The organism is Desulfosporosinus orientis DSM 765 (genome assembly GCF_000235605.1).
GTDB lineage: Bacteria > Bacillota > Desulfitobacteriia > Desulfitobacteriales > Desulfitobacteriaceae > Desulfosporosinus > Desulfosporosinus orientis.
Genome location: NC_016584.1, coordinates 5,836,438 through 5,863,081, shown reverse-complemented (window position 1 = coordinate 5,863,081; position 26,644 = coordinate 5,836,438). Strand labels below are relative to the sequence as shown.

The following is a 26,644-nucleotide window of genomic DNA, read 5'->3' as shown; positions in this document are numbered from 1 at the left end:
TTTAAATAAATTTTTGTATTTTGTCATATAAGCTCGTAAAACGTTTAAAATATAGCATTGTGAGTTAGAATATGATAGAACCTTTAAGCCTGGAGGAGTTATGCTAAAAAGACAATTTCGCTTACGCCAAAAATCAGGCTTTAAAACAATTTTTGAGCTTGGGAAAAACTACTCTTCAAAATATGTTGCTATTTATGTAATATCAAAATCCCCAACTTGCTTTGGTTTTATCGCCTCAAAAAAAGTCGGCAATGCAGTTCAGCGAAATAGAGCTAAAAGATTAATGAGAGAAGTTATTCGGCTTAATTTGCCAAAAATAAAAAGTCATGTACAAATAATTTGTATAGCGAGAGTAAGAATCAAAGGAGTTTCCTATTCGGAAGTCGAAAAGAGTATGATGTACATATTAGAAAAGGCGAATGCTTTAAAAAGTGAGAAACTATGAAACGTTTATTGGTGGGTTTAATACGCTTATATCAAATTTTTATTTCTCCTCTTAAAGGCCAAACATGCCGGTTTTATCCTAGTTGTTCGGAGTACTCCATTCAGGCTTTACAGAAATACGGTCTTATAAAAGGAAGTTGGAAATCTATTATACGAATTTTAAAATGCCACCCTTTTCATCCGGGAGGGCATGACCCAGTTTAAGGAGGGCTTTTGTGAGTACTATTGTTGAGGGAATGACTTATTTATTAAATATACTCTATAATTTATCGTCGACGATTGGTTTAGCGAATTATGGTGTAGCTATCATACTTTTGACTATTTTAATTAAAACTTTGATCTTTCCATTAACATATAAACAAATGGCTTCTATGAGAAAAACTGTTGATTTGCAACCGAAGATCAAAGCTATCCAAGAGAAATATAAAAATAATAAAGAAAAAGCAAATGCTGCTGTTATGGAGCTCTATAAAGAACACCAAGTAAATCCTTTGGGCGGGTGTTTGCCGATAGTTGTTCAATTACCGATTTTTTGGGCATTATATAGTGCTTTGAGACATTTTCCATATGATCCATCCAATGCTTCTGCTCATATTTTTTTAGGTTTTGATTTGACGCAAATTTATGGGTTTACATTGTCATATCATTTAATCCTTCCATTATTTGCAGCTGCAACGACCTTCCTCCAAACTAGATTAACAAGTCCTAATGCTAGTACCGATCCTACTCAGAAGACTATGTTGTATATAATGCCTGTGTTTTTTGCATATATTAGTGCCACTGTCCCTGCAGGTTTAGCCTTATATTGGGTAACTATGAACGTTGTGTCCATTTTTCAACAGCTTTATATAAATAATCGCTTGTCAAATAAAACAAAAAAAGCAATATAAGGAACGTGTTAGGCGTGAGGAGGATCGTTCATGAGGATTGCAGAGAAAACTGGAAAAACAGTTGAAGAAGCAGTAAATGCCGGTATTGCAGAATTGGCTGTGGATCGTGATCGTGTAAAAATAGAGATACTTGAGGAACCGACTAAAAAAGGATTATTTGGACTGTTTGGCACACGGTTGGCAAGAGTACGCGTGTCTTATGAGGATAATCCAGGAGTTTTGGCTGCTGATTTTATAACAAAAGTCTGTACGGCTATTAGTGTCGATGCTGAAACTCAGGTAAGTAAAAATGGTGAACATTGGCATGTCAATATCAAAGGTCCAGAACTCGGTATACTTATAGGCAGGAGGGGAGATACTCTTGATGCCCTTCAGTACTTGACGAATTTAGCTGTTGCAAAACAGATGTCCGAGAGAGTTCGAATTGTTGTAGATGTTGAGGGCTATAGACTTCGGCGGGAGGAAACATTAGTTCGTCTTGCGAAAAGATTATCGGAAAAGGTTAAGAGAACGGGGACAAGGATAGTGTTAGAGCCAATGAATCCGCATGAACGGCGAATTATACACACTTCTTTGCAAGATGAAGCAAGAATTTCAACTTTTAGTGAGGGCGATGAACCGAATCGAAGGGTTGTAATATCACTTAAAAGAGGCTAAGAGGGGGTATACCCCCTCTTTTTTATACTAATCAGTATAACTTTTGTTGCATACCGCAAGATGGATAATACGTGTGAGGATAGTGTCTTCGTCGGGCGCCAGCCAAGTTTTCTAATACTAAAGGACAGCTGCAGGATAAATATACAAATGGGGAATGAAATTCATGGAAGATACAATAGTCGCCATGGCTACGGCTATGGGTGAGGCAAGTATTCACGTTCTAAGATTAAGTGGTTCAAAAGCAGGTCTAATTATAGAAGAATGTTTTAAACCTCAAAATAGAGAACGTTGGGCAAGTTATGATAACTTTACTCTAAATTTAGGATTATTTCATGATGAAAGTACCATACTTGATGAAGTGTTGGTTGGCAGAATGTTGGCCCCCACGTCATATACAGGAGAAGATGTATATGAAATAAATTGCCATGGCGGTCCATTTGTTGCTCAAAGAATTTTGCAAGCTTGTATTCGTCATGGTGCTCGTTTAGCAGAACCCGGGGAATTTTCAAAACGTGCTTTTTTAAATGGTAAACTTGATTTAATTCAGGCAGAGGCAGTGATTGATTTAATCAGTTCTAGAACTGAAACATCTGCTAATTTGGCTTTATCTCAATTAAGTGGTGGTCTTTCTGATAAAATTACTCAATTAAGGGAAGAGATTTTGGAAATTTTGGCTTACATTGAAGCTGGAATTGATTTTCCTGAGGATGATGTAGAAAGTTTAGATAGAAGTACACTTGAATCATTAATTAAACGAAGTGTTAAAAATGCAGATCTATTATTAGCTGGTAGCAAAACAGGAAAAATAATTAGAGACGGATTATTAACAGTAATTGTCGGACAGCCAAATGTAGGAAAATCAAGTCTTCTTAATGCTTTAGTACGTGAAGAACGAGCAATTGTCACAGATATCCCCGGGACAACACGTGATGAAATTAGAGAATCCGTTAATGTTGGAGGCATCCTGCTTCAATTAGTTGATACAGCTGGCATTTGTGAGAGCAATGACCTTGTAGAACGGCTTGGAATTGAAAGAGCTTGGAACACTATGAAGTGTGCAGAATTGATTCTTCTTGTTGTTCAGGCAAATCAACCTCTTACGGATGTCGAAAACCAAATTTTAAAGCAATATTCCGAAAAAGTTATTGTGCTTTTAAATAAAATTGATCTGTTGAAAGACGGTGATATTTCTAATCATTGTTACGATAAGGGAGTTTTTATTCCTTTTTCAGTACTCCAGCATAAAGGATTTAATGAACTGGAAGATGCTATAAAAAAGAGAGTCTATTATGGTGTGACAGTGCAATCGACGGACCCTCTACTTTCAAATGTAAGGCAAATTGCCTTGTTATCAAACTGTGCTCAGTCATTAAGACAAGCAATAGCAAGTATAGGTTTGGGCATGCCCTGGGATATACTATCAATAGATATTCGGCAAGCTTTACAACAAGTCTCTGAAATTACGGGTCATAATGTTCAAGAATCCCTTCTTGATGATATTTTTTCTCGATTTTGTATAGGAAAGTAGGATGAACTTTGGAATATTTTGCAGGCAAATATGATGTAATTGTTGTGGGAGCTGGTCATGCCGGTTGCGAAGCTGCTCTAGCTGCTGCGCGAATTGGTTGTGAGACTCTTTTACTCACTTTAAATTTAGATACTATTGCACATATGCCTTGTAATCCTTCTCTTGGAGGACCGGCAAAGGGGCATTTAGTAAGAGAGATTGATGCCTTAGGTGGACAAATGGGAATTGTGGCAGATGAGACTTCTTTACAAGCTAAGATGTTAAATACTGGTAAAGGACCTGCTGTTCATGCATTACGGGTTCAGTCAGATAAACTTGCTTATCAGAGTCACATGCGCAATGCACTGCTTTCACAGCCTCGGTTAACAGTAATCCAAGGTCTCGTTGAAAGGCTTGATATAAAAAATAATTCAGTGTGTGGTGTTGTTACACGCACTGGTGCTCGTTTTGAATCCGGGAGAGTAGTGTTAACCAGTGGTACGTATCTGCGTGGAAGGATAATTATTGGGGATTCTATGTACCAAGGTGGACCTAATGGTCAGATGCCTGCAGTGTCATTGTCAGACTCTCTAAAGGAGTATGGGATTGAATTAGGAAGATTTAAGACTGGAACCCCTCCGAGGATTCAGCGTCAATCTGTAGATTTTAGTAAATTCCGCGTTCAGCCTGGTGATGATTTTCCATGGCGTTTTTCTTTTTTGCCAACTGAAAGTAAATTTTGGCATGGAGATCCATCAAAACAAGTTTCTTGCTGGCTAGGATATACAGGAACTAAAACTCATGAAATTATTCGTAATAATCTTTATCGAGCGCCTTTATATTCAGGAAAAATCGAGGGTGTTGGTCCACGTTATTGTCCATCCATTGAAGATAAGGTTGTTCGTTTTTCTGAAAGAGATGCACATCAGATATTTTTGGAACCTGAAGGCTGGCAGAGTGAGGAGTTGTATGTAGCAGGTTTATCAACAAGTATGCCAGAGGAAGTTCAAATTCAAATATTGCAAAGTATTGTGGGATTGGAAAATGTTCGAATGTTGCGGCCAGGCTACGCTATTGAATATGATTATGTTTTGCCGCATCAACTTTCTCTTTGCTTAGAAGTTCGTCAAATCAAAGGATTGTTTACAGCTGGCCAATTTAATGGCACTTCTGGTTATGAAGAAGCTGCTGCTCAAGGTTTAATTGCCGGTATAAATGCTGCACTACAAGTCTTTGATAAGGAACCTTTCATTCTAAGGAGATCAGATGGTTACGCAGGCGTCTTAGTAGATGATCTCGTTACAAAAGGTGTGAAAGAACCTTATCGGCTTTTAACATCCAGAGCTGAATACCGGCTTGTTTTACGTCAAGATAATGCTGATTTAAGATTAACGGAAAAAGGGCGACACATTGGACTCGTGAATGAAGATCGTTGGAAGCGTTATTATCAAAAAACCTGTGATTTAGAGTCAATAAATGGTTTATTGAAAGCAAAAGTTTTTTCTCCTTTAGATGAAGAATTACAACAAGTAATGATTGAAGCAGAATCAACTCCAGCTCGTGGTGGAATTAGTGCCCAAGATTTAATACGTCGGCCAGAAATTTCCCTGAAGCATTTGATTAAACTCCTGCCTGAGTTAGAAAATTTCGAAATGGAAGTTTTAGAAGAGGCAGAGATTGAGGCAAAGTATTCTGGTTATATTGACAAGCAACTATTAGAGATTGAAAAGTTCACAAGATTAGAGGAAAAAATTCTACCCGATAACTTTTCTTATGAAGAAATACGAGGTTTATCAACGGAAGGAAGACAACGACTTATGGAAGTGAATCCATTGAATTTAGGACAAGCTTCACGAATAACTGGAGTAAGCCCTGCAGATATTTCTGTTTTGCTCGTTTCCTTGGAACAAAAGCGCAGGAGGGAAAAATAAGAGGTGTTCGATGAGTATGCTGCTCTACTTGAAAGGTTAACCTATAAATATGTTGGCTCTAAACTTACAGATTTGCAAATAAATCAATTCTGTAAATACGGGGATCTCTTGTTGGAATGGAATCAAAAATTGAATTTGACAAGGATTATTGAACCAGAAGACGTTATTTTAAAACATTTTATTGATTCTATGGTTCTCTCGAAATATATGTATGGCGTTGATTTTGCTGATTTGGGTACTGGTGCAGGATTTCCTGGTGTCCCCCTTAAAATACTTCGACCGGAGTTAAAAGTGGTTTTGGTTGATTCCTTAAAAAAGAGGTTGGATTTTTTAGATGTCGTTATTGAAACTCTTAGTCTAACTGAAATACATACTGTTCATACACGGGCTGAAGACTTTGGCAGAGATTCAAAGTATAGAGGACGTTTCGAAACAGTAAGTTCTCGCGCAGTCGCACGATTGCCTATTTTATTAGAGTATGCTTTACCTGTTCTTAAGATTAATGGTCTTTTCTTGGCTGCAAAAGGAATACAAGCGGAGAATGAAATGGCTGATTCAGAAAAAGCTATAAAAATTCTCGGCGGAAAATGTGAAGGCAGGGAGCATTATAATCTCGGCGAAGGCGCTGAACATCGTGCAATTATATTGATTCGGAAAATCAAACAGACTCCTGCTCAGTATCCTAGAAAAGCAGGGATTCCTTCAAAAAAGCCTATTCAATAAATCATAAATGAATATTAGGGGCTTTACTGTGAAGTAAGGTCCTTTTTTATGATGGACGGTGAAGGAAATAAGTATACAACGTCGAATTTAAGAAAATATAAAGTCTTTTTGCTTCGATAAGTAGGAGGGGGAAATTTGGAAGAATCACAAAACCAGAGGCAGAGTTCAAATTATGGTCAATTAAATTCTGCATCAGAGGCTGCTAAATCATATCATCGTACAAAGAGAAGCCGGTCTCGATTTATTCTAAAGAAACGAAAATCATTATATATATCGTTAGCTCTTGTGCTCGTGGTTTTTGCTTTAGCAGGCATTTCAGCACTAGCTTACACACGAGACAATCATGTTATTGTCGATGGGGTAACTGTCTCTGGCATTAATATAGGCAACTTGACTCTTGAACAAGCTGACAAAAAATTAGATGATGAAGTTACACGTCTTAAAAGACAAACTGTAAAGCTTTCTATGGATCAATTTTCAGAGGAATTGACCCTTGATGATTTAGGTCTTATGATATCTGCTGATTCAGCGTTAGACGAGGCCTATAATATTGGCAGAAGTGGTTCTTTTTTTAAGAAAGTAATGTCAAAGTATCATGCTACAAGTGGTGTTAAATTAAGTTTGACACAGTCATGGAATGATCAAAAACTCTCAGATACTCTAAAACAAAAATTAGAAGGCTTAAATATTCCTTGTGTTGAAGCATCTTTTGAAATTACACCACAAAATACTATGGCAATTAAAAATGAACAAGTTGGTCGAGTTATAAATACCGAGGATTTAATATCTCAGATTAAAGGCATTGATATTTTTAAGCCTATTCCAGTGATGACTTTAAAATTCAAAGAACAGCAACCTACATTGACTGCTGCGCAATTGGAAGATCAAAAAATTACTGGTCTAATATCAAGTTATACTACCCGGTTTGATCCTTCTCAGACTGCTCGGTCAGAAAATGTTCGTTTGGCTGCTAAAGCGTTGGATAAAGCAATTATTAAGCCCGGAGATACTTTATCCTTTAATCAGATTGTCGGAGAACGCACAGTTGAAGCTGGTTATAAAGATGCTTATATTATTGTTAACGGGAAATTCGTTCCTGGTTTAGCAGGTGGAATTTGTCAAGTATCCAGTACATTATATAATACCGGCTTACTTGCAAATTTGCCTGTAACTCAGCGAAGTAATCATGATCTTGCCATCTCCTATGTTCCATTAGGTCAAGATGCCACGGTGGCATATCCAACTCTTGATTTGAAGTTTAAAAATAATACAGGAGCTTACCTATTGATACGTACAAAAGTAACCAATAATTCAGTTACTATTGACCTTTATGGAAAAGTTATTCCTGGTCAGGAAGTTACTATTTCGAATAAGATAGAGTCGGTTATTCCTGCTGAAGAACAGAAACTCGTCGACGAAACTCTGGGACATGGAGAAACCATTGTTAAACAAGTGGGTCAACCAGGATATATTGTAGATTCTGTTCGAACCGTTAAAATGAATGGAACGGTTGTAAAAAACGAACCCCTTCTACAAAGCAAGTATGCACCTTTACCAAGAATTATTGCTATAGGGAGTTAATTTTTTGGATAAAATTTATATTTGTATAAAAAAAGCGTTAAAAGCGCTTTTTTTATTTTGAGTGGTTTGATACTATCATAGAGTATAGTTTTTTAGTTGCTAAGTTTTCAGTTGGTAATGAGTGAAAAGGAAGTGGTCTATTGATAACTAAGGTAATCGCTGTAGCTAATCAAAAAGGTGGAGTTGCAAAGACGACGACAGCGATAAATTTGAGTGCTTGTTTGTCTGAGTTAGGTAAACGTGTTCTTCTTATAGATTTAGATCCCCAGGGTAATGCCTCAAGTGGCTTGGGAGTGGTCAAAAATAAGCTTTCGCGTTGTATTTATGATGTTTTGATTAATGATATTCCTCTAGAGCAAGTAATAATGAAAACAGAGCAAAAAGGTTTTAAAGTTGTCCCTGCTCGAATTGAATTGGCCGGTGCTGAGATTGAATTAGTTACTCAGCCGTTACGTGAGGAAAAGTTACGGAATGCAATAGAAGTTATTAAACATGACTATGATTTTATTATTGTTGATTGTCCTCCTTCTTTAGGACTTCTTACTTTAAATGCTTTGACTGCTGCTACAGATGTCATTATCCCAATTCAATGTGAATATTACGCACTTGAAGGTTTAACTTTGTTAATGAGTACATTAGAGAGAGTTCGGAAGCATCTCAATCCAAATCTTAATATTTTGGGTGCACTATTGACAATGTTTGATGCACGTACTAATCTTTCTATTCAGGTTGTTGACGAGGTTAAAAAGTTTTTTCCTAAAAAAGTATTTCGTAATATTGTCCCACGCAATGTTCGTTTAAGTGAAGCACCAAGTCATGGCAAAGCTATCAATACTTATGATTCTCGTTCCAGAGGGGCAGAAGTATACCGCGATTTAGCAAAGGAGGTCTTAGAGCGTGTCTAAGAAAGGACTTGGACGAGGACTTCAGGCGTTAATTTCTGATGAGATTGGTGATGATCCTGGAATAAAGGAATTGTCTATTACATTGATTGACCCTAATCCAGATCAACCGAGAAGAGAGTTTGATCAACAAGCTTTAAATGATCTGGCAGATTCTATAAGTGTTCATGGCTTGTTACAGCCTATTCTTGTTAGGCCAGTTGGTGAACGTTATATCATTATTGCAGGTGAACGCCGGCTTCGTGCAGCAAAAATGGCGGGTTTATTAAAAATTAAGTCTATTGTTCAAATATGTTCTGATCAGGAGATGACTGAACGGGCGCTAATTGAAAATATCCAAAGAGCGGACTTATCACCTATTGAGGAAGGATTAGCATACGAGAAATTAATAAAGGACTATGGATTAAACCAGGAGCAAGTTGCACAGCGAGTTGGAAAAGCAAGAGCAACGGTTGCTAATCTGCTAAGAGTCATTCAATTGCCAGGTGCAGTTCTTGATTTATTACGAGAAAACAAGATTTCCTTGGGTCATGCTAAGGTTTTATTAAGTGTAAAAGATACATCTCTTCAGGTGCTGACAGCAGAAAAAGCTGCAAAAGAACAATTGTCTGTAAGAGAAACCGAACGTTTAATCGACAGACTTGATGAAAAAACCATTAAGACAAAGTCTCCTCGAGAAAAAGACCATTTGCTGAAAAGTGTTCAAGATAGATTAAGAACAAACTTTCAGACGAAAGTTAATATTAAAGGGGATAATCGTCGGGGCAGTATCGAAATTCAGTATTTTTCTCAGGATGAATTAAGTCGATTACTGGAATTATGGAATATAACTATTGAATGAAAATGTTCCACGTGGAACATTGATTTTGAATATCAGTATAATTTTTGATGTTCCACGTGGAACATTGATTTTCGGTATCTGAAAGAAGGGGAGAATTTGTTAGGTACTATTGTGAATACGGGAGCTATACTGGTGGGAGGACTGCTAGGACTTATGTTTGGGCAGGCCTTACCAGACAACATTAAAAAAACTGTCATTCAAGGAATTGGAATGGCAGTTCTCTTGATTGGTGGTAGCATGGCCTTAAAAAGCGAAAATACTTTAGTAGTTATTGCAAGTTTAGTATTAGGAGGAATATTAGGCGAGACCATTGATATAGAACAAAAATTGCAGAAATTTGGTCAGTGGCTGGAAAATAAATTATCAAAGCATGGTCAAGGAACAAGTTTCACGAAAGCGTTTGTAACTGCAAGCCTGGTTTATTGCGTTGGGGCGATGGCCATTATGGGTGCTTTCGAAAGCGGATTAACAGGAAACAATTCTATACTTTATGCTAAATCAATGTTAGATGGAGTTTCAGCTATAGTTTTCACGTCATCAATGGGAATAGGCGTTATAGCTTCAGCAATTCCTGTATTTTTATATCAAGGGTTATTAACAATTTCGGCTGGCTTATTGAGTGGTGTACTATCCGCACAGGTCATCAATGAGATGGGGGCAACTGGTGGTCTGCTCATCGTAGGGATAGGAATGAATATTTTAGAAATAAAAGAGATCAAAGTGGGTAATCTATTACCGGGATTGTTTATTGCTATTCCCATAACCTTTTTGTTCTCTAGGCTTCATTTAGGAATGTAAGATCTCAAATAAGGACAAAATTTTGTTAAGGTTAACAATATATAAAGCCTTCACTATAATTTGAAAGGATGTGAATAAACCTGGTTTATAGCAGTTTGATGAAAATATGTAACTGCTAACTTTGTTTAGTCGACAAAGTAATGTTTAAAACTTGTAGGATTATAAACCAGGCTAATCAATTGGAAAGCATATCAAACATTCCCCAGTATATATGGTTATTAAGTACCTTAGGGTTATTTGTATTCATACTTCTAATTTTGATCATTTTATTATATCTTAGGATGAAACGCTTTGAAAAATCGTATCTCAGTTTACAGACGTTTATGAATGGAACTAACATGGACGATATACTTAATGGTTTTGTTAAAAATGTAGAAAACTTAGAACAGGCTGTTAAAAAATGCAACGAAAGGTTAGAGCCGATGGAATTAAAGTTGAGAGCAAGTATTGATCGTGCAGAATTACTTCGCTTTCGAGCCTTTGAAGACGTTGGAAGTGATTTGAGTTTTGCCATTGCCCTGTTAAACCAAGAAGGTGATGGGATTGTAATTAGCTCAATTCACAGTCGCGCTGAGGCCAGGATCTATGCAAAGCCTGTCAAACGTGGAGAGTCAACCTATTTACTCTCAGATGAAGAAAAAGAAGTTATCAAAAAAGCAATGATTAGCCAGAGAGTATAAACATTGACTATTTATTTAAGTGGACTTTCATATAAGAACGAGTAATAATTGAACTAATATTTTCAGACATACGCCAGACTAAATTTAGTCTGGTGTTTTGTAAAACCATAAATTCCATAAAACCGCCGACATTAACGATACCAGTTATGTGAGCTTCCCCAATTTCAGGAAGCTTTTTATTTACGCCTGCTCCTGGCCTTAAAGGACCATCTGCTAATGTAATACAGCCAATAGAATCTAAGCGACCTAAACATGCATCAATAGCAATAATAAACGGATTATAAAAGCTATGTTGGATAACAGAGATATACTGTTCCAAATTAGTAGCGTGTACAGGGTCATCCAATGTTCCGTAAATGTGTAGATGAGGTAATTTGAGACGAGATAGTAGAGTTCCAATAAGTGGACCTAAGGCATCTCCAGTCGACCGATCCGTTCCAATACATAATATGACAACAGGACGATTTTGCGTAGATATTAAAAGCTCGAAGAGCCGTTCTTCAAGTTTTGCCTTAGCGGCATAATCATCCATATGGGCTTTGATTTTTTGAGTCTCAGTTAATAATGAAAACAAACTCACAAGCTCTCCCTCACTTGTTATGAAGTGAAAATATACATCCACTAAATTATTTCCCAAATGGCTATGTTTTTATGCATGAGAAGCTGATTTAAGCCATAAGCATGTGGCGAGGAGGGAGTAACTATGAGGTGGAAAACATCATTTCAAGTAAGTGCAACTTATGTAGGTGCAGTTATGGGAGCGGGCTTTGCCTCTGGACAAGAAATTCAGCAGTTTTTTACACGCTTTGGTCATTTGGGGCTAATTGGTATTTCTATATCATCTCTATTTTTTGCTTTAATGGGATGGGGAATGTTAGATTTACAAAATCGATGGAGGATAACATCATATAATGATTTCTTCGAGGGCTTACTTGGCAAAAGGTTGGGGCTATGGGCGGATAGGCTGGTGAGCATGCTTCTCTTTGTAGGAATGTTAGCAATGGTTTCAGGAAGCGGTGCCTTATTTCAAGAATACTTTGGGTTTACCCGATGGATTGGGATTCTTTTAACGTGCTTCGTTATTGTTTTGGCATTATGGTATCAAGGAGAAGGAGTATTATGGATCAATTCAGTTTTGATACCATTAAAATTTGTCTTCTGCCTGGGAATTGCAGCTGCGGCCATTTTTTTAGTTTCTTCAGGAGACGGCTGCCCAATCGTACAATCCACTAATCCAATTGTAAGCAATTGGATTTTATCAGCAATTTTATATGTGTCATTTAATCTTACCCTCGCATTGGTAGTCTTTGCATCCCTTGGGAGAGACGTACAAAAGCCGGGGGCTCGATTAGGAGGGGTCTTGGGAGGAGTAGCCCTAGGATTATTTGCTCTTTCTATAGGAGGGGCACTATTGCGTTTTCCAGATGTGTTAGGCTTAGAAATTCCTATGGTTGGTATTGCAGGAAAATTAGGTGAATGGCCAGCTTTTTTTTACGTAGTGGTCCTTTGGTTAGCTATGATTACCGCTGCAGTAGGAAATGGTTTTAGTCTCATTAGCAGAATTGTTGACTCAGGCGGATTAAGTTACGGGAAGGCTACATCAGCAATACTTCTCTTGCTGATTCCTATGGCAGGGGTCAGATTTTCACAAATTGTTCAACTTATATACCCATTGTTTGGATACATAGGATTATTATTTATGCCAACTATTGTATATTGTTGGCTGAAAAGATAGGATATAAATTGGTTAATTTAGTTAAGGATTTGCCATAAAAGCAGAATTTTTGCTATAGTAAATGCGTAATGAGGGGTATAACTGAACATAAAGGGCGGATCACCAGGACTCGTTTCTAAAAGAAAAAATTATTTGACCAAACCACACCAAACCACAAGAATAAGGGGAACAAATAAAGATGGATGAACGACATTATTTAATAGGGACCGCAGGACATGTCGACCATGGAAAAACAGAATTAATACGAGCTCTCTCTGGAATTGAAACTGATCGTTTAAAGGAAGAAAAAGAACGAGGAATTTCTATTGAACTTGGGTTTGCTCACACACTACTACCTAGCGGACGGCAAGTTGGAATAATTGATGTTCCGGGACATGAACGGTTTGTACGTCAAATGCTTGCAGGAGCAAGTGGTATGGATGTTGTGCTGTTAGTGATTGCAGCTGATGAAGGAATTATGCCTCAAACCCAAGAACATTTAGATATTTTAACCCTATTAGAAATACCCAGAGGAATTGTAGTATTAAATAAAATAGACCTTGTGGATGAAGAATGGCTTGAACTCATGGAAGAGGAAATAGGTGAAAAACTAAAAAGTACAGCGTTTAAAGATGCTGAGATTTGTTGTGTTTCTGCCGTAACAGGTCAGGGAATTCAAAAACTTCGGGAAAGCATTGATCATCTGCTGGCAGAAGTAGAAAGTAAAAAATCTATCGGACCAGTTAGAATGCCAATTGACAGAGTTTTTAGTATACAGGGATTTGGAACAGTTGTTACAGGAACCTTGCATAGCGGAACTATGGAGTTAGGTCAGGAATTAATTATCGAACCCAGTCATCGCACGGCGAAGGTTCGGTCACTTCAAGTCTATAAAAATAAAGTTATTTCTGCAGGTGCGGGACAGAGGGTGGCAGTAAATCTTGCTGGAGTTGATGTTGCAGAAGTTGACAGAGGCTCTGTGTTAGCTGCCCCAAATGTATTCAAAGTAGGAAAAATATTAGATATAAAGGTTAGTAATCTTCCATCCGCTGAAAAGCCGTTGACACAGCGACAGCGAGTTCGATTTCACATTGGCACGACAGAAATTTTAGGACGCATACATTTATTAGATCACGAAGAAATTCCCCCAGGCCAGGAAGGGTTTGCACAAATTTTGCTCGAAGAACCGGTTCTTGCTGCACCTGGGGATCGGTTTGTATTAAGATTCTATTCCCCCACGTTTACAATCGCCGGGGGAAAGGTGCTAAGTGTCGCAGGATACAAATCTAAGCGATTTAAAGAAAGTGTATTAGATCAGATGAGGGTCAAAGATCATGGTGATCCCCTTGATTTACTAGAGAGAGAAATGGATGAACCAAGGACAATCTCAGAGCTGGCTGTGAGATTACATATTACTCCGGGTGAGCTCCTGGAAAGTTTAAAATCCCTAGAAAATGCAAATCGAGCGGAAGTATGGATGGAAGATGAAGGGAATCTTTATTGGGGTAATGCCGCTGCCGAAGCGTGGAGATCAAAAATGATTAGAGTTGTAAAGTCTCGCGAACAGGAATATCCTCTTCGTGGAGGAATAAGCAGAGAAGAACTTAAAACCCGGCTTAGTATTTCCTGGCCTCATCGACGTTGGCAGACAATCCTAGAACAAGGAAGTGTTCGTCAATTTTATCGTATTTCTGGGAGTAAAGTTCAAACCAATGAAGGACCAGAACTTCCCGCCAAAATTATCAAACAACTGGACAATTTGAAGCATTTTTGGCAAAATGTAAAACTCATGCCTCCAGAACTGAGTGCCGCTGCCGAAGCATGTGATATACCTAAAGCAGAGATCCAGGAATATGCAAGTTATTTATGTGATCAAGGGGAATGGCTTGCGATAGGAGGGGCTTATTATCGCAGTGAAGATATTCAACAAGCTAAAACTAGTTTATTGGAATTATTAAAATCAAAAGGTGAGGTTGGGGTTGCAGACGTTAGGGAAAACTGGGAAACCTCTCGAAAATATGCAGTCCCTTTATTAGAGTATTTTGATCAATTGCGTGTCACTCAGCGTAAGGGAGATAAGCGTATTTTTTTTGGTAAATAAAATTAAGTTTAGTAGGTTATGTATTTAATTGAAATCGTGTGATCCAATATTTAACAATTATCAAAACGCTAAATATATTTTAACAAATAAATTCCATAAAATTGTAAGTTTTATTTGGCAATGATTTTTACTAATAATTACCGGGTGAATGTTAACAAAATTCAGGTTACATTCTACATTCAATAGCTTGTCAAAATGAACTATAATATATAAAATATAGAACTAGAAGTTGTTATCTAACAGCTTCTCTTAATCAAAAAACCCGATCATAAATTTAACAATTATGATTGGGGATTTTTAATCGTAGTACATTATGGGTAGATGAAGGGCATACGAACTTGGAGGTGACTTAAGGAAAAATAATTGTAGACAAGGAACAAACTCTAGAGTCAGTCTTTATAGGGAAAAAAGAAAGAAAAAAAATCATGGATGGCCTATTATAGAGAGGGGTAGAAGAATGAGAAAATTTATTTCTGTAGCGACTGCAGCTCTTTTGAGTCTTGCACTCGTAACTGGCTGCGGTGCAAGTGGCGGAGATAAAGCAGCTGAGGTTATTAAAGTAGGCGGAGACCTTGAATTAAGCGGCGGAGCAGCTGCCTTTGGTCAATATGCTGAGAAAGCTATTAAGCTTGCCTTTGAGCAACAAAATGCTAAAGGCGGGGTATTAGGGAAGCAATTAGAATATGTTTCTGCAGACAATAAATCTGACCCTGGCGAATCAACGGTAGCTGCTACGAAATTGGCGACCCAAGATAAGGTTGTAGCAATTCTCGGACCTATGACAAGTGGAAATACCTTAGCTGCTGTTCAAGTAGTTACAGATAATAAGGTTCCCTTGATTACGCCAACCGGTACAGCAGATAAAGTTACCTTTGAAAATGGCCAAGTAAAACCATGGATTTTCCGCGCATGCTTTATTGACCCATTCCAAGGTCAAGTTGCTGCAAACTTTGCTACAGACACTCTTAAAGCAAAAAAAGCTGCCATCTATATTGACCAAAAAGGTGATTATTCTAAGGGCTTAGCGGCTTCTTTCGAAGAAAACTTTAAAGCCGCCGGCGGAGAAATCGTAGCAAAAGAACAATACGTAGCTGGCAGTGATTTAGATTTCCGTGCTACTTTAGTACGAATTAAAGCTGCTAATCCGGATGTTGTCTTTGTTCCTGGATACTATCAAGAAGTTGGACTTATCGTTAAGCAAGCTCGTGAGATGGAAATGAATCAAGTATTCATGGGCGGAGACGGTTGGGGTTCCCCACAATTAGTTGACGTTGCCGGAGCAGCTGCACTGGAGAATACCTATTATGTTAACCACGGAGCAATGGATGATCCCGGAATGGCTCAGTTCATTAAAGATTTCCAAGGAAAATACAATGCTGAACCGGATACATTTGCTGCCTTAGGTTATGACGCAGCAAACCTTTTAATTAAAGCTATCGAAAATGCAGGAAGCACAGATCCAGAAGCCCTGAGAAGCGCTTTAGAAAACATGAAGGGCTTCCAAGGAATCAGTGGGGAGTTGAATGTTGACCCAGCTACCCACAACCCTGTAAAAAGTGCTGCAATTTTGCAATTTAAAGACGGAAAGAGCGTATTTATGACAAAAGTTAATCCAAAATAATTTATGAACTTTGATACTGCTTGAAACAGCTTGACTAAATGTTTTGTCTGAATCTGGCCAAGGCTTAAATGGAATAAGTTATTTATGATTGTCACATTAGTAAGGAGGGAGGACAAACCTCCCTCCTTTTTTGTACTAATTTAGGCCCCTCCGCTGAGTCAGCACGTGCGAAGACAGTGTTGCAAGAAGGTTTAACCCGTGCGAAAACAGTGTTTTCGTCGTGGGCGTCAGCAAGCATTTCTAAACCCATTTTTCAGACTATGCCATGTAATGGAATTATCCTCGTAAATTTTTTTAGATGTCCATAGCCGATGAATTAATACCATAAGTAAATCTATGTTAGCCGATGATAAATTTCGCTGACAATAAGGTTAGCGCTAAATAAATATCTGCAAAATAGTATCTTATTGACCCATTATATGCTGATTCTAAAGTAATTCGGGAGTAAGGAGTTGAAAATATGGGAAATGTAACTGAGCAAATATTGCAGCAGATAGTGAATGGCTTATCTCTGGGAAGTATCTATGCTTTAGTTGCTCTAGGTTATACCATGGTTTACGGCATTATTAAACTCATTAACTTTGCACACGGGGATGTCATGATGGTCGGAGCTTATGTAGGGTGGTTTGCTACAACGACGTTGCACTGGTCATTTATCCCAGCCTTGCTGTTAGCCATGTTGGTAAGCGCGATTCTTGGTATGTTAATTGAACGGATAGCTTATAAGCCGTTGCGTAATGCAACACGAATTGCCTCCTTAATAACAGCGATCGGGGTATCATTCTTTTTAGAATATGGAGGCATGTTAGTCGTAACTCCTCAGATGCGCACCTACCCGCCTGTATTCCCGGATACAACCTATAATTTAGGAGGTATAATCATTAAATATGGTGATATTGTAATGATTGTTACCTCCATCGTTCTCATGGTTCTTTTACATGTCGTTGTTAAATATACAAAGATCGGAAAAGCCATGCGTGCAGTATCTTTTGACAATGAAGCAGCATTATTGATGGGGATAAATGTCAATAACACGATCTCAGCAACCTTTGCTATAGGTTCTGCATTAGCAGCAGCAGCAGGGGTATTAATGGGTGTATATTTTAATACCATCAATCCATTGATGGGCATCATTCCCGGACTTAAGGCTTTTGTGGCTGCAGTACTGGGCGGTATCGGCATTATTCCCGGTGCTATGGTTGGGGGCTTCTTCCTAGGCCTCACAGAAGCCTTTGTCAGTGGTCTTGGAGCTTCAACTTGGCGTGATGCTGTAGCATTTTTGATTTTAATTCTGGTTCTCATCATCAAGCCTAGCGGGCTTTTTGGTAAGAATGTCCGTGAGAAAGTGTAGGTGGTGTATATGGGTAAGCGGGTTAATCGTCAAAGTATAGTAACCTTAATAGGAGTCCTACTTGTCTATGCCATTGTCCAAGGTGCTATTTTCATGGATGCATTGCCTCCATTTGTAGCCCTTACATTAATCCAAATTTGTATCTATATTATTCTGGCTACGAGCTTAAATCTTATTAATGGGATAACGGGCCAGTTTTCCATCGGACATGCAGGCTTTATGGCAATTGGAGCTTATATGGCTGCCATAGTTGTTGTCAAGTTTCATGGACCGCTTATTTTAGCTCTTTTGGCAGGTGCGGCGGTTTCTGCCCTTGCCGGCTTTCTTATCGGATTGCCTACATTAAGGCTAAAGGGAGATTACTTGGCCATTGCTACTCTAGGATTTGGAGAGATTGTCAGAATTATCTTTCTAAATACTGAGTATGTCGGAGGGGCTTCCGGTTTTTCCGTTCCGAAAACAATCACCTGGACTTGGGCATTTTGGCTTACTGTTGTGAGTATTATCATTATCCGTAATTTTATATATTCTACGCATGGAAGAGCTTGTATCTCTATTCGGGAAAATGAGATTGCAGCAGATGTAATGGGTATTAATACCACGAAATATAAGATTATGGCCTTCACTATCGGTGCCTTTTTTGCAGGATTAGCCGGCGGAATCTATGCTAATTACCTATATATTATACAGCCTTTAACTTTCAGCTTTCTCAAATCCTTTGATATATTGGTCATGGTAGTTCTTGGGGGATTGGGAAGTTTAACAGGAAGCGTTCTTGGTGCTATCGTAATGACCGTGGTTTCTGCAGTATTATCCGGTTGGCCGGAGTGGCGGCTGGTTATTACGGCCATTCTGTTGATCGTGATGATGATTTTTAGGCCGACAGGCTTATTAGGAACAAAAGAGTTTAGTTTAAGTTTCCTCGGAAAGAAGGGTGATAAAAATGCCTCTTCTAAAGACTGAAAAAATGTCTAAAGCTTTCGGTGGCTTGAAAGCAGTTTCAGACCTAAATATTGAAATTAATAATGGTGAACTCATTGGTTTAATTGGTCCTAATGGTGCCGGTAAAACCACGGTGTTTAATCTATTGACAGGCGTTTATGAACCAACGGAAGGGAAAATTAGTTTTCAAAATAAAGACATGAAAGGCCTAAAACCCTATCAGGTTACTCAGCGCGGAATAGCCCGTACCTTTCAAAACATCCGATTATTCAGCGATTTAAGTGTCATAGACAATGTTAAGATAGCATATCATCAACGAAGCTCATACAGTACCTTTAGTGCATTCTTTCGTCTCCCCAGTTATTATAAAGGAGAAGAAGAGATGCAGCGGAAAGCAATGGAACTGCTGAAAATTTTTAAACTTGACCATAAAGCAGAAGAAGTGGCTAAAAACTTACCTTATGGTGAACAGCGTCGTTTAGAAATTGCTCGTGCCCTCGCAACTGATCCTAAACTGCTGTTGCTTGATGAGCCTGCAGCAGGAATGAATCCCCAGGAAACTCAGGATCTCATGAATCTCATTCGTTGGATTCGGGAACAGTTTAATCTGACGATTTTATTAATTGAACATGATATGTCTCTAGTAATGGGCGTATGTGAGCGTATCTATGTATTAGACTATGGAATGATTATTGCGCAAGGTACACCAGATGAAATCAAGAGTAATCCCAAAGTCATCGAGGCTTATTTAGGGGAGGAGGTCGTCTGATGCTTGTACTTGAAGATGTCAATGTATATTATGGTGCTATCCATGCCCTTAAAGGGATTTCTTTAGAGGTTAATCAAGGAGAAATAGTAACCTTGATTGGCTCAAATGGCGCTGGTAAAAGTACCAGCCTGAAAACAATATCCGGGTTGCTGCGGCCGAAAACGGGCAGAATTACGTTTAAGGGTGCAGACTTGGCCACGATTGCTCCGCAATCTATTGTTGCCCAGGGAATATCACAGGTTCCGGAAGGCCGCAGAGTGTTTGCGAATATGACGGTTATTGAAAACTTGGAGCTGGGTGCTTACTTGCGGAAAGATAAAGCGGGCATTAAGGATGATATGAAGAAAGTATATGAGTTATTTCCGAGGCTGCTGGAACGGAAAAGCCAACTGGCTGGGACCTTATCCGGCGGAGAACAACAAATGCTGGCTATGGGCCGGGCACTCATGTCTAAACCTCAGCTTCTTCTTCTCGACGAACCTTCTATGGGTTTAGCTCCGATTTTAGTAAATCAAATCTTTTCCATTATTAAAGAAATTAATGCGATAGGAACTACTATCTTGCTTGTAGAACAAAATGCACATATGGCTCTTTCTATTGCCAACCGGGCATATGTACTAGAGACAGGTAAGATTGTTCTATCAGGAGATGCCAAAGAGCTGGCTGCCAGTGAAGAAGTCCGTAAGGCCTACTTAGGGGGCTAAAATAGATGGGGGTGATGGGCTCCAGGTTTAAGCTCTTGACAATTGAAAGGTGCTAAGCATTCGCCGGCTTCACTAGTTTAGTGCCAAAGTATGACATTTAATTGGCCGAGCTGAATTGTAGAAAGGGGTATTTAGGAATGTATGTTCGTCAATTTATGACAGCTCAAGTCTTCACTGTCAACCCGTCAGAATCTATTGCCGATACAATGGCTCTCATGCGGGAAAAGAAGATAACCCGAATGCCTGTTGTAGAAAAGGGCAAGCTAGTTGGATTTGTTACCGATGGGGACCTTAGGGAGGTATCTCCTTCCCCGGCAACAACACTGAGCATTTTTGAACTTAACTACCTTATTGCTAAAACCCCCATCCGTGAAGTAGCCATAAAAAAAGTTATAACCTGTCGTCCTGATACTCAAATTGAGGATGCAGCAATGCTGATGAGAGACCATAAAATTGGCGGATTGCCCGTTGTGGAAGGAGACAAAGTCGTTGGCATTATAACGGGATCAGACATACTGGATGCCTTTTTAGATATTATGGGATTCCGTAGTCCAGGCCGGCGAGTAATGATTGAAACGAAGGATCAAATTGGGATTATGTCCGATTTGGCCGCTACAACTAAGGAATATGATGTTAATATCGGAAGTTTAGCGGTTTATCACCTTAAAGACAATCAAGTTCAGATCCTAGCACGCCTTCAAGGCGACCGGTCCGCAGAGGTTGAGGCTTCTATTGAGAAAAAAGGTTATAGAATCATAAAATAATAAGTTATTGTCACGGCAGAGAAAAAGCACTAGTGTGAATCGTCATTCATCTAGTGCTTTCTTTCTGAAAAAAAAGAGCTATAATAGAATCATTGGAACCAATGAATTGATGAGTATACGAGGATAATTGAGGAGATGGACTGATGTATCTTTTTAACCGATCTATTTCTGTTAATGTTCATTCGCAGGATTTGAAAATATTAAGGGTAGAAGGTATTTTTATCGATACTCACCATGAGCTTTGCCTTACCCTTGAGGTTGATATCGAAACCTATAGGATTGTTTCAGCCCAAGGAGAATTACGTCGCTCTCCCCACTCGGATTGTCAGGAAACTCAGGAACGGATTCAAAATCTTGTAGGAATTAACCTAAAGAAGAATGTTCGTAAGCAAATATTGGCTGCTGTTGGACTAAAAAACGGGTGCACTCATATTACTGATCTAACCCTCGAATGTGTCAAAGGAGTTATGCAGGCTACCTATCAGCTGATGCATAAAACGATGGAAGCCGAACAAGTGGATGAACTCGTTAATCAGTTTCTTGCAGGCAGTTGTCTTCATTACCAGCAGCATTAAAGTTTTCCCTGCTTACTTAGGATCTGAATAAGCAATTAAGATTGTTTTTGGGTTATTCTCGGTGTTCAACTTGTTTTCTAAAGCTTTAAGGTCTTCAATTTGGTCATTTGTAAGTTGAGAAAAAGAGATATTTGCAGGATTCATTGTTTATTACTCCTTTCATTTTGTCATTTTATAGTATTATAAATGACGATATTATAAATAGCTTGCTCAATCTTGTTTTAATCAATACAAAAAAAGAATAATTAATTAATATGATTTGCAAAAAATTCCAATTATTTATGCTGCTTTTCAAATTATTAGGAATATGGTAAGATTATTGACGTTAGAGGGGATGGATGGTGGCTGGTGCTGCTCCCGGACTTCAAATCCGCGTGTCGGGACGCAGAACGTTCCGAGGTGTGTTCGATTCGCACGCATCCCCGCCAATAAAAAGGCATTTCAAAATTCTATGGTAGGTTAGTTATTAATTCTTGGCAGCGTGAAGCTGCCTTTTGACGTATTGAGGGGACGTCGAATCGGTTTCATAGTTATTTTGGCAGGATTTCTATGGGGCTAAACCGAATATGATTAATACTCTTTGCAAACCGTTAATAGGGGGGGACTATGTGAATCTGCTTGATGTCCTAATCGTGGGATTTATTTTGCTCGGAGCATTACATGGTTATCGAAGAGGGTTAATAACGAGCATTGTTAATTTTTTAGGCTGGATTATCGGTTTCTTAGTGGCCTCTTGGCAATATGTAAATGCTCTTCGCTGGATTGAGCAATACTTCCCGCTTCAGCAATGGCTGGAACCCGTCATCTATAGAGCATTGCTTCCTTCAGTAGAGTCTAAAGCTTCAGCTTTACAACAGCAGGTTTTGGGAAACATCTGGGCTCTTTTACCGGAAGAATGGAGAAATAGTTTACCTGCATTAAACATAACGGGAACTGAAATGCCTCAAACTATTGAACAGATGACACATCAGCTGGCGGCAACGATTACCGACAGTATTTTATGCCTTCTTGCTTTCGGATTAGTATACTATGCGGTTGTGTTATTGATTCAATTATTAATTTCATTTTTTCTCCGTCCCTTTGGCGGGTGGAATGGATCCTTTAATCGAGGAGGCGGGCTAGTGTTGGGAGGGTTAAGCTCTCTCATTGGCTTATCAGTATTAGCAGGGATACTTTCACCATTGGTTCAATTCAGTTTAAATGCAAACTTTAAAGACCTTGTTCAAAACTCAACCTTATACCCTTATCTGGTATATACCTTTAATGTTTTGGATCAATTACTTTCAGCACAACTTAGGGAAAAACTGATGGAACCTTTTTCCCTTGGCAAGGGAGTTTGGTTTTAGGCAATAGTATAATTCCAACTGAGAGTACGAAAACTTATCATAGCTGGCAGAAATGCCAAATCTTTTTGAGTTGAGGTGGTGTCTCATGGGTCAAAAAAAGGTGGCGACAGCATGGGATGAGTTAACCATGTCGGAGCAGGAATTGCGTGCTATGCAGGAATACCTCTCTTTCCTTAGTCAAGGGAAGACTGAGCGGGAATCCTGGCAAATAATTGAGAGATATGCCCGAGGTGAAGGATTTATATCTCTTGATGAAGCGACAAATTTTACCCCTGGTCAGAGAATAAGCCTGGCTGTAAGAGGCAAAGCGGGTATTTTGGCAATCGGAGGACTTCGCCCCTTACAAGACGGCTTTCGATTAATCGCCGCCCATGTTGATGCACCGCGATTGGATATTAAACAGCGTCCCCTCTACGAAGAAGAGGGATTAGGATTTTTGAAAACGCATTACTATGGAGGAATAAAAAAATATCAATGGACTTCCTTGCCACTTGCCCTTCATGGTATTGTCGTTTTGAGCAGCGGGCAAAAGGTTGATATCGTTATTGGGGAGGATGAAGAGGACCCGATCTTTACCATAGCCGATTTACTGCCCCATTTAGCAAAAGAGCAGAATAAAAAGAAATTAAATGAAGCAATCCCAGGGGAAAGTCTAAATCTCTTATTAGGACATAATCCCTCTGGCGGAGAAGGAGAGGAACGAGTCAAATCAGCACTGCTTCTTTTGTTAAAAGACAAATATGGCATTGAAGAAGAAGATTTTGTCTCTGCTGAGTTAGAGGTGGTACCTGCCGGAAAGGCCCGTTACTCTGGTTTAGACAGAAGCTTTATTGTTGGATATGGACAAGATGACCGAATCTGTTCCTTTGCAGCTTGGAAGGCCCTTCAGGCTATTGAGGTGCCGGAGTGGTCGACGATTGTTCTTTTGGCAGATAAAGAAGAAATCGGCAGCGATTCTAACACAGGAATGAAAGCCCGCTTCTTTGAAAACCTTATTGCAGAACTTATCACATTGCAGAATGGAAGCTACGATGGCTTAAAGGTGAGACGTGCTTTAGCCCGGGCTAAGGCACTTTCCGGAGATGTCACAGGCGGATATGATCCAAATTACGCTGAGGTTATGGATAAACGAAATGCTGCCTTTTTAGGACGGGGTCTTGTGATTTGCAAATATACTGGTTCCGGCGGGAAATATGGAACCAACGATGCCAATCCGGAATTTGTTGCAGAGGTTCGTGAGATTTTCGATAATGCTAAAATCGCCTGGCAAACTGCCGAGTTAGGAAAAATCGATGCAGGTGGCGGTGGTACAATCGCCCAGTATATGGCTGTTTATGGAATGGAGGTCATAGACTGCGGGGTAGGGATTTTAAGTATGCATGCTCCCTGGGAAATTTCTTCCATAGCAGATCTGGTTATGTTAATGCGCGGTTATCACGAATTTTTAAAATACTCAGGTTGAATAAATAATCATTAGGATGGCTTTTAATGAATGGTTGGATTGAGGATAATTACTATATTAACTGGCATCAATTGGGGACAGCCGCTTTCAATTGGCTTTTGTACTTAATTGCAATTTTAGTGGTGGCACGAATTGTATATGGAGTAAGTGTCTATTTATTGCAGCGCACGCTCCTAGACCAAAGAGGCAAAAGGCTGTTAAATGAACGCAAGGCCAGTACCATGTTCTCTCTCCTGCGCAGCCTGTTATTTTATTTAATTAGTTTTACGGCTATACTCCATGTTCTAAAACATCTATTTAATTTTGATACCGGTACGCTTTTAGCTTCTGCCAGTGTTTTGGGAGTAGCTTTAGGTTTCGGATCCCAAAGCTTGGTAAAAGATATCATTGGCGGCTTTTTTATTCTGTTTGAAGATCAGTTTTCCGTTGGAGAGTATGTTCAAGCCGGACAATTTTCCGGAGTTGTTGAAGAAACGGGTATTCGGGCAACTCACTTAAGAGACTGGGGCGGCGAGCTTCACATTATTCCAAACGGCAGCATTACAGCAGTGACCAATTTTAGCAGAGGGAAAATGAGAGCCTTAGTTGATATTCTGATTCCCTATGACGAAGACTTAGAGAGAGCAATGAAGGTAATGCACTCTGTTTGTGAGAAGGTTAGTGAAGAGTTTGGAGAAAAAATTATCGATAAGCCTACTGTGCAAGGTGTGATTCAGTTCGGTGAGCGTAATGCCATATTGCGAGTGGTCGGATATACCCAACCAAATGAACAGTGGGGTCTTGAACGTGAATTGCGGCGTCAAATACATAGTGCTTTTTTAAAAGAAGGGATTCGCACGCCGCAGCAAACCATTGTAATGTCCGATGCCTCCTTTAATAGCATGGATTCTACAAAGTGAGAATAATGAGGATTGATTTTAGGGAGGGGGATTCAATCTATGATCCCGTTAAAAATTGGAGATGTAGTTCGTCTGCGAAAACCGCACCCTTGCGGAAGTTTCGATTGGAAAGTGATGAGAACGGGCATGGATTTCCGGATACAATGCCTGGGATGTCAGCATCAAGCCTGGATTCCCAGAGTCAAACTCGAACGAAATCTGAAGGAGATAGTGGAGCAGGGCCCCGAAAATTAAGGAGCCTGTTGCAGTCCAAGGAAACATCACATATAATCGGTTAAGATAGCTCGTCTGTGGATTAGGAGGAGGTTCAAGCATGACATTACATGCAGGAATTGTTGGCTTACCGAATGTTGGTAAGTCGACATTGTTTAACGCTATTACTCAAGCGGGTGCTGAGGCGGCAAATTACCCTTTTTGTACCATTGATCCCAATGTAGGAATAGTTGAAGTGCCGGATTCTCGTTTGCAAGTACTTGCCGATATGGTCCATCCCAAAAAGATTGTCCCTGCGACGGTGGAGTTTGTGGACATAGCCGGACTTGTTAAAGGTGCGAGTCAAGGGGAAGGATTGGGGAATAAGTTTTTGTCTCACATCCGCGAGGTTGATGCAATCGTTCATGTTGTGCGTTGTTTCGAAGATGAGAACGTGGTTCATGTTGAAGGAAATGTAAACCCCAAGCGGGATATTGAAACTATTGATTTAGAATTAATCTTGGCGGATATGGAGAGTATTGAGAAACGCTCTGATCGGACCTCAAAGCTCTTAAAAGCGGGGGATAAAAAGGCTCAAACGGAAATTACCCTCCTTGAGCGCTTAAAAGAAGCCTTCAATCAGGGCAAAAGGGCTCGTACATTGACCTTTAGTGATGAGGAACGAGATATTCTTAAAGGGTTCCCTCTCTTGACCCTTAAACCGGTGCTTTATGTCGCCAATGTCAGTGAAAGCGGCCTAGAATCCGTTGCGGATAATTCTTATGTGCAGCAAGTTAAAGAAATTGCCGATGCCGAGGGAGCTGAGGTTGTCGTAGTTTGTGCACAAATAGAAGCAGAAATTGCCGAACTTGATGCCGAGGAGAAAAATGCATTTTTGGAAGACTTGGGACTTGAAGAATCAGGGTTGGATCGCTTAATTAAAGTGGCCTTTCACTTACTAGGCCTTATGACATTCTTTACGGCAGGTCCCATGGAAGTAAAAGCTTGGACAATTTATCAAGGGACAAAAGCTCCAAAAGCTGCTGGTGTAATTCATACTGATTTTGAACATGGATTTATTCGAGCTGAGGTTGTTGCCTATAAAGATTTTGTCGAGCACCAGGGGCTGAATGGCGCAAAAGAAAAAGGATTAGTTCGCCTGGAAGGCAAAGAGTATATTATGAATGATGGAGATATTGTTCATTTCCGTTTTAATGTATAAATTATAACTACGTTTTTCCCCGGATTAA

General features: G+C 39.3%; 28 protein-coding genes and 1 tRNA gene. 27 read left to right on the top strand and 2 right to left on the bottom strand.

Annotated elements, in window-relative coordinates:
* The first annotated feature begins 100 nt into the window (after positions 1–100).
* The 12 genes from rnpA to DESOR_RS27085 all read left to right on the top strand — a co-directional run bounded on the left by rnpA (position 101) and on the right by DESOR_RS27085 (position 10,954).
* Positions 101–445, top strand: coding sequence for a ribonuclease P protein component (rnpA, locus tag DESOR_RS27135; protein ID WP_014187803.1), 345 nt, complete (start codon positions 101–103; stop codon positions 443–445).
* Positions 442–648 (top strand): membrane protein insertion efficiency factor YidD, encoded by a 207-nt coding sequence (yidD, locus tag DESOR_RS28505; protein ID WP_014187802.1) that lies wholly within the window; start codon positions 442–444, stop codon positions 646–648. Before rnpA ends, yidD begins: the two co-directional genes overlap by 4 nt.
* 11 nt (positions 649–659) lie before the next feature.
* On the top strand, positions 660–1,334 hold the full coding sequence (locus DESOR_RS27130; RefSeq protein WP_014187801.1) for a YidC/Oxa1 family membrane protein insertase: 675 nt from the start codon (positions 660–662) through the stop codon (positions 1,332–1,334).
* A gap of 30 nt (positions 1,335–1,364) precedes the next feature.
* Positions 1,365–1,991 (top strand): RNA-binding cell elongation regulator Jag/EloR, encoded by a 627-nt coding sequence (gene jag / locus DESOR_RS27125; protein WP_014187800.1) that lies wholly within the window; start codon positions 1,365–1,367, stop codon positions 1,989–1,991.
* Between the two features lie 163 nt (positions 1,992–2,154).
* The gene (gene mnmE, locus DESOR_RS27120) at positions 2,155–3,519 is read left to right on the top strand and encodes a tRNA uridine-5-carboxymethylaminomethyl(34) synthesis GTPase MnmE (RefSeq protein WP_014187799.1); all 1,365 of its coding nucleotides are present in this window, start codon (positions 2,155–2,157) and stop codon (positions 3,517–3,519) included.
* A gap of 8 nt (positions 3,520–3,527) precedes the next feature.
* Positions 3,528–5,429, top strand: coding sequence for a tRNA uridine-5-carboxymethylaminomethyl(34) synthesis enzyme MnmG (gene mnmG / locus DESOR_RS27115; protein WP_014187798.1), 1,902 nt, complete (start codon positions 3,528–3,530; stop codon positions 5,427–5,429).
* Positions 5,430–5,432: 3 nt separating this feature from the next.
* Positions 5,433–6,152: a 16S rRNA (guanine(527)-N(7))-methyltransferase RsmG gene (gene rsmG / locus DESOR_RS27110; protein ID WP_014187797.1), complete on the top strand. Its 720-nt coding sequence runs from the start codon at positions 5,433–5,435 to the stop codon at positions 6,150–6,152.
* Between the two features lie 135 nt (positions 6,153–6,287).
* On the top strand, positions 6,288–7,733 hold the full coding sequence (locus tag DESOR_RS27105; RefSeq protein ID WP_014187796.1) for a VanW family protein: 1,446 nt from the start codon (positions 6,288–6,290) through the stop codon (positions 7,731–7,733).
* A 143-nt stretch (positions 7,734–7,876) separates the two neighbouring features.
* Positions 7,877–8,638, top strand: a complete 762-nt coding sequence (locus DESOR_RS27100; protein WP_169315212.1) for a ParA family protein — start codon at positions 7,877–7,879, stop codon at positions 8,636–8,638.
* Positions 8,631–9,476, top strand: a complete 846-nt coding sequence (locus DESOR_RS27095) for a ParB/RepB/Spo0J family partition protein (RefSeq protein ID WP_014187794.1) — start codon at positions 8,631–8,633, stop codon at positions 9,474–9,476. The genes DESOR_RS27100 and DESOR_RS27095 overlap by 8 nt, the downstream gene beginning before the upstream one ends.
* Positions 9,477–9,572: 96 nt before the next feature.
* Positions 9,573–10,274 (top strand): DUF554 domain-containing protein, encoded by a 702-nt coding sequence (locus DESOR_RS27090; protein WP_014187793.1) that lies wholly within the window; start codon positions 9,573–9,575, stop codon positions 10,272–10,274.
* A 179-nt stretch (positions 10,275–10,453) separates the two neighbouring features.
* A complete protein-coding gene (locus tag DESOR_RS27085) occupies positions 10,454–10,954 on the top strand; it encodes a DUF4446 family protein (RefSeq protein ID WP_014187792.1) in 501 nt (166 codons plus the stop codon).
* Positions 10,955–10,961: 7 nt separating this feature from the next.
* Here DESOR_RS27085 and yyaC read toward each other — a convergent pair whose 3' ends face one another.
* Complete coding sequence (yyaC, locus tag DESOR_RS27080; RefSeq protein WP_014187791.1) at positions 10,962–11,534, bottom strand: spore protease YyaC; 573 nt, start codon at positions 11,532–11,534, stop codon at positions 10,962–10,964.
* 123 nt (positions 11,535–11,657) lie between these two features.
* On the opposite strand from yyaC, the gene DESOR_RS27075 reads away from it, so the two are divergent.
* The 9 genes from DESOR_RS27075 (at position 11,658) to DESOR_RS27035 (ending at position 21,495) form a co-directional block, all read left to right on the top strand.
* A complete protein-coding gene (locus tag DESOR_RS27075) occupies positions 11,658–12,689 on the top strand; it encodes a YkvI family membrane protein (protein WP_014187790.1) in 1,032 nt (343 codons plus the stop codon).
* Between the two features lie 178 nt (positions 12,690–12,867).
* Positions 12,868–14,769 carry a selenocysteine-specific translation elongation factor gene (gene selB, locus DESOR_RS27070; protein WP_014187789.1) on the top strand — a complete coding sequence of 634 codons (1,902 nt, stop codon included), beginning with the start codon at positions 12,868–12,870 and terminating at the stop codon, positions 14,767–14,769.
* Between the two features lie 457 nt (positions 14,770–15,226).
* Complete coding sequence (locus tag DESOR_RS27065; protein WP_014187788.1) at positions 15,227–16,390, top strand: ABC transporter substrate-binding protein; 1,164 nt, start codon at positions 15,227–15,229, stop codon at positions 16,388–16,390.
* A 460-nt stretch (positions 16,391–16,850) separates the two neighbouring features.
* Positions 16,851–17,741: a branched-chain amino acid ABC transporter permease gene (locus tag DESOR_RS27060; RefSeq protein WP_014187787.1), complete on the top strand. Its 891-nt coding sequence runs from the start codon at positions 16,851–16,853 to the stop codon at positions 17,739–17,741.
* Between the two features lie 9 nt (positions 17,742–17,750).
* Entirely contained in the window at positions 17,751–18,704 is a 954-nt protein-coding gene (locus DESOR_RS27055; protein ID WP_014187786.1) for a branched-chain amino acid ABC transporter permease, read from the top strand.
* On the top strand, positions 18,685–19,452 hold the full coding sequence (locus DESOR_RS27050; RefSeq protein WP_014187785.1) for an ABC transporter ATP-binding protein: 768 nt from the start codon (positions 18,685–18,687) through the stop codon (positions 19,450–19,452). Before DESOR_RS27055 ends, DESOR_RS27050 begins: the two co-directional genes overlap by 20 nt.
* Positions 19,452–20,156, top strand: a complete 705-nt coding sequence (locus DESOR_RS27045) for an ABC transporter ATP-binding protein (RefSeq protein ID WP_014187784.1) — start codon at positions 19,452–19,454, stop codon at positions 20,154–20,156. Before DESOR_RS27050 ends, DESOR_RS27045 begins: the two co-directional genes overlap by 1 nt.
* A 137-nt stretch (positions 20,157–20,293) precedes the next feature.
* The gene (locus DESOR_RS27040; protein WP_014187783.1) at positions 20,294–20,920 is read left to right on the top strand and encodes a CBS and ACT domain-containing protein; all 627 of its coding nucleotides are present in this window, start codon (positions 20,294–20,296) and stop codon (positions 20,918–20,920) included.
* A 143-nt stretch (positions 20,921–21,063) separates the two neighbouring features.
* Positions 21,064–21,495 (top strand): DUF2889 domain-containing protein, encoded by a 432-nt coding sequence (locus DESOR_RS27035; RefSeq protein ID WP_014187782.1) that lies wholly within the window; start codon positions 21,064–21,066, stop codon positions 21,493–21,495.
* Positions 21,496–21,507: 12 nt separating this feature from the next.
* Here the strand turns inward: DESOR_RS27035 and DESOR_RS30790 are convergent, their stop codons facing one another.
* Complete coding sequence (locus DESOR_RS30790; protein WP_014187781.1) at positions 21,508–21,639, bottom strand: hypothetical protein; 132 nt, start codon at positions 21,637–21,639, stop codon at positions 21,508–21,510.
* A 186-nt stretch (positions 21,640–21,825) separates the two neighbouring features.
* Between DESOR_RS30790 and DESOR_RS29165 the strand changes: the two genes are divergently transcribed.
* The 6 genes from DESOR_RS29165 (at position 21,826) to ychF (ending at position 26,616) form a co-directional block, all read left to right on the top strand.
* A tRNA-Sec gene (locus DESOR_RS29165) sits at positions 21,826–21,923 on the top strand.
* 180 nt (positions 21,924–22,103) lie between these two features.
* Complete coding sequence (locus DESOR_RS27030) at positions 22,104–22,841, top strand: CvpA family protein (protein ID WP_014187780.1); 738 nt, start codon at positions 22,104–22,106, stop codon at positions 22,839–22,841.
* Positions 22,842–22,926: 85 nt separating this feature from the next.
* On the top strand, positions 22,927–24,303 hold the full coding sequence (locus tag DESOR_RS27025) for an aminopeptidase (protein WP_014187779.1): 1,377 nt from the start codon (positions 22,927–22,929) through the stop codon (positions 24,301–24,303).
* A 26-nt stretch (positions 24,304–24,329) separates the two neighbouring features.
* On the top strand, positions 24,330–25,202 hold the full coding sequence (locus DESOR_RS27020) for a mechanosensitive ion channel family protein (RefSeq protein WP_014187778.1): 873 nt from the start codon (positions 24,330–24,332) through the stop codon (positions 25,200–25,202).
* Positions 25,203–25,241: 39 nt separating this feature from the next.
* Entirely contained in the window at positions 25,242–25,436 is a 195-nt protein-coding gene (locus DESOR_RS27015) for a DUF951 domain-containing protein (protein ID WP_014187777.1), read from the top strand.
* 79 nt (positions 25,437–25,515) lie between these two features.
* Positions 25,516–26,616, top strand: coding sequence for a redox-regulated ATPase YchF (ychF, locus tag DESOR_RS27010; RefSeq protein ID WP_014187776.1), 1,101 nt, complete (start codon positions 25,516–25,518; stop codon positions 26,614–26,616).
* Positions 26,617–26,644 lie beyond the last annotated feature (28 nt).

What these genes read in the sequence shown, in the direction of transcription:
- rnpA (WP_014187803.1), top strand. Translation starts at nt 101, where the DNA reads ATGCTAAAAAGACAATTTCGCTTACGCCAAAAATCAGGCTTTAAAACA.
- yidD (WP_014187802.1), top strand. Translation starts at nt 442, where the DNA reads ATGAAACGTTTATTGGTGGGTTTAATACGCTTATATCAAATTTTTATT.
- jag (WP_014187800.1), top strand. Translation starts at nt 1,365, where the DNA reads ATGAGGATTGCAGAGAAAACTGGAAAAACAGTTGAAGAAGCAGTAAAT.
- mnmE (WP_014187799.1), top strand. Translation starts at nt 2,155, where the DNA reads ATGGAAGATACAATAGTCGCCATGGCTACGGCTATGGGTGAGGCAAGT.
- DESOR_RS27075 (WP_014187790.1), top strand. Translation starts at nt 11,658, where the DNA reads ATGAGGTGGAAAACATCATTTCAAGTAAGTGCAACTTATGTAGGTGCA.
- selB (WP_014187789.1), top strand. Translation starts at nt 12,868, where the DNA reads ATGGATGAACGACATTATTTAATAGGGACCGCAGGACATGTCGACCAT.
- DESOR_RS27065 (WP_014187788.1), top strand. Translation starts at nt 15,227, where the DNA reads ATGAGAAAATTTATTTCTGTAGCGACTGCAGCTCTTTTGAGTCTTGCA.
- DESOR_RS27060 (WP_014187787.1), top strand. Translation starts at nt 16,851, where the DNA reads ATGGGAAATGTAACTGAGCAAATATTGCAGCAGATAGTGAATGGCTTA.
- DESOR_RS27055 (WP_014187786.1), top strand. Translation starts at nt 17,751, where the DNA reads ATGGGTAAGCGGGTTAATCGTCAAAGTATAGTAACCTTAATAGGAGTC.
- DESOR_RS27050 (WP_014187785.1), top strand. Translation starts at nt 18,685, where the DNA reads ATGCCTCTTCTAAAGACTGAAAAAATGTCTAAAGCTTTCGGTGGCTTG.
- DESOR_RS27045 (WP_014187784.1), top strand. Translation starts at nt 19,452, where the DNA reads ATGCTTGTACTTGAAGATGTCAATGTATATTATGGTGCTATCCATGCC.
- DESOR_RS27040 (WP_014187783.1), top strand. Translation starts at nt 20,294, where the DNA reads ATGTATGTTCGTCAATTTATGACAGCTCAAGTCTTCACTGTCAACCCG.
- DESOR_RS27035 (WP_014187782.1), top strand. Translation starts at nt 21,064, where the DNA reads ATGTATCTTTTTAACCGATCTATTTCTGTTAATGTTCATTCGCAGGAT.
- DESOR_RS30790 (WP_014187781.1), bottom strand. Translation starts at nt 21,639, where the DNA reads ATGAATCCTGCAAATATCTCTTTTTCTCAACTTACAAATGACCAAATT.
- DESOR_RS27025 (WP_014187779.1), top strand. Translation starts at nt 22,927, where the DNA reads ATGGGTCAAAAAAAGGTGGCGACAGCATGGGATGAGTTAACCATGTCG.
- DESOR_RS27020 (WP_014187778.1), top strand. Translation starts at nt 24,330, where the DNA reads ATGAATGGTTGGATTGAGGATAATTACTATATTAACTGGCATCAATTG.
- DESOR_RS27015 (WP_014187777.1), top strand. Translation starts at nt 25,242, where the DNA reads ATGATCCCGTTAAAAATTGGAGATGTAGTTCGTCTGCGAAAACCGCAC.
- ychF (WP_014187776.1), top strand. Translation starts at nt 25,516, where the DNA reads ATGACATTACATGCAGGAATTGTTGGCTTACCGAATGTTGGTAAGTCG.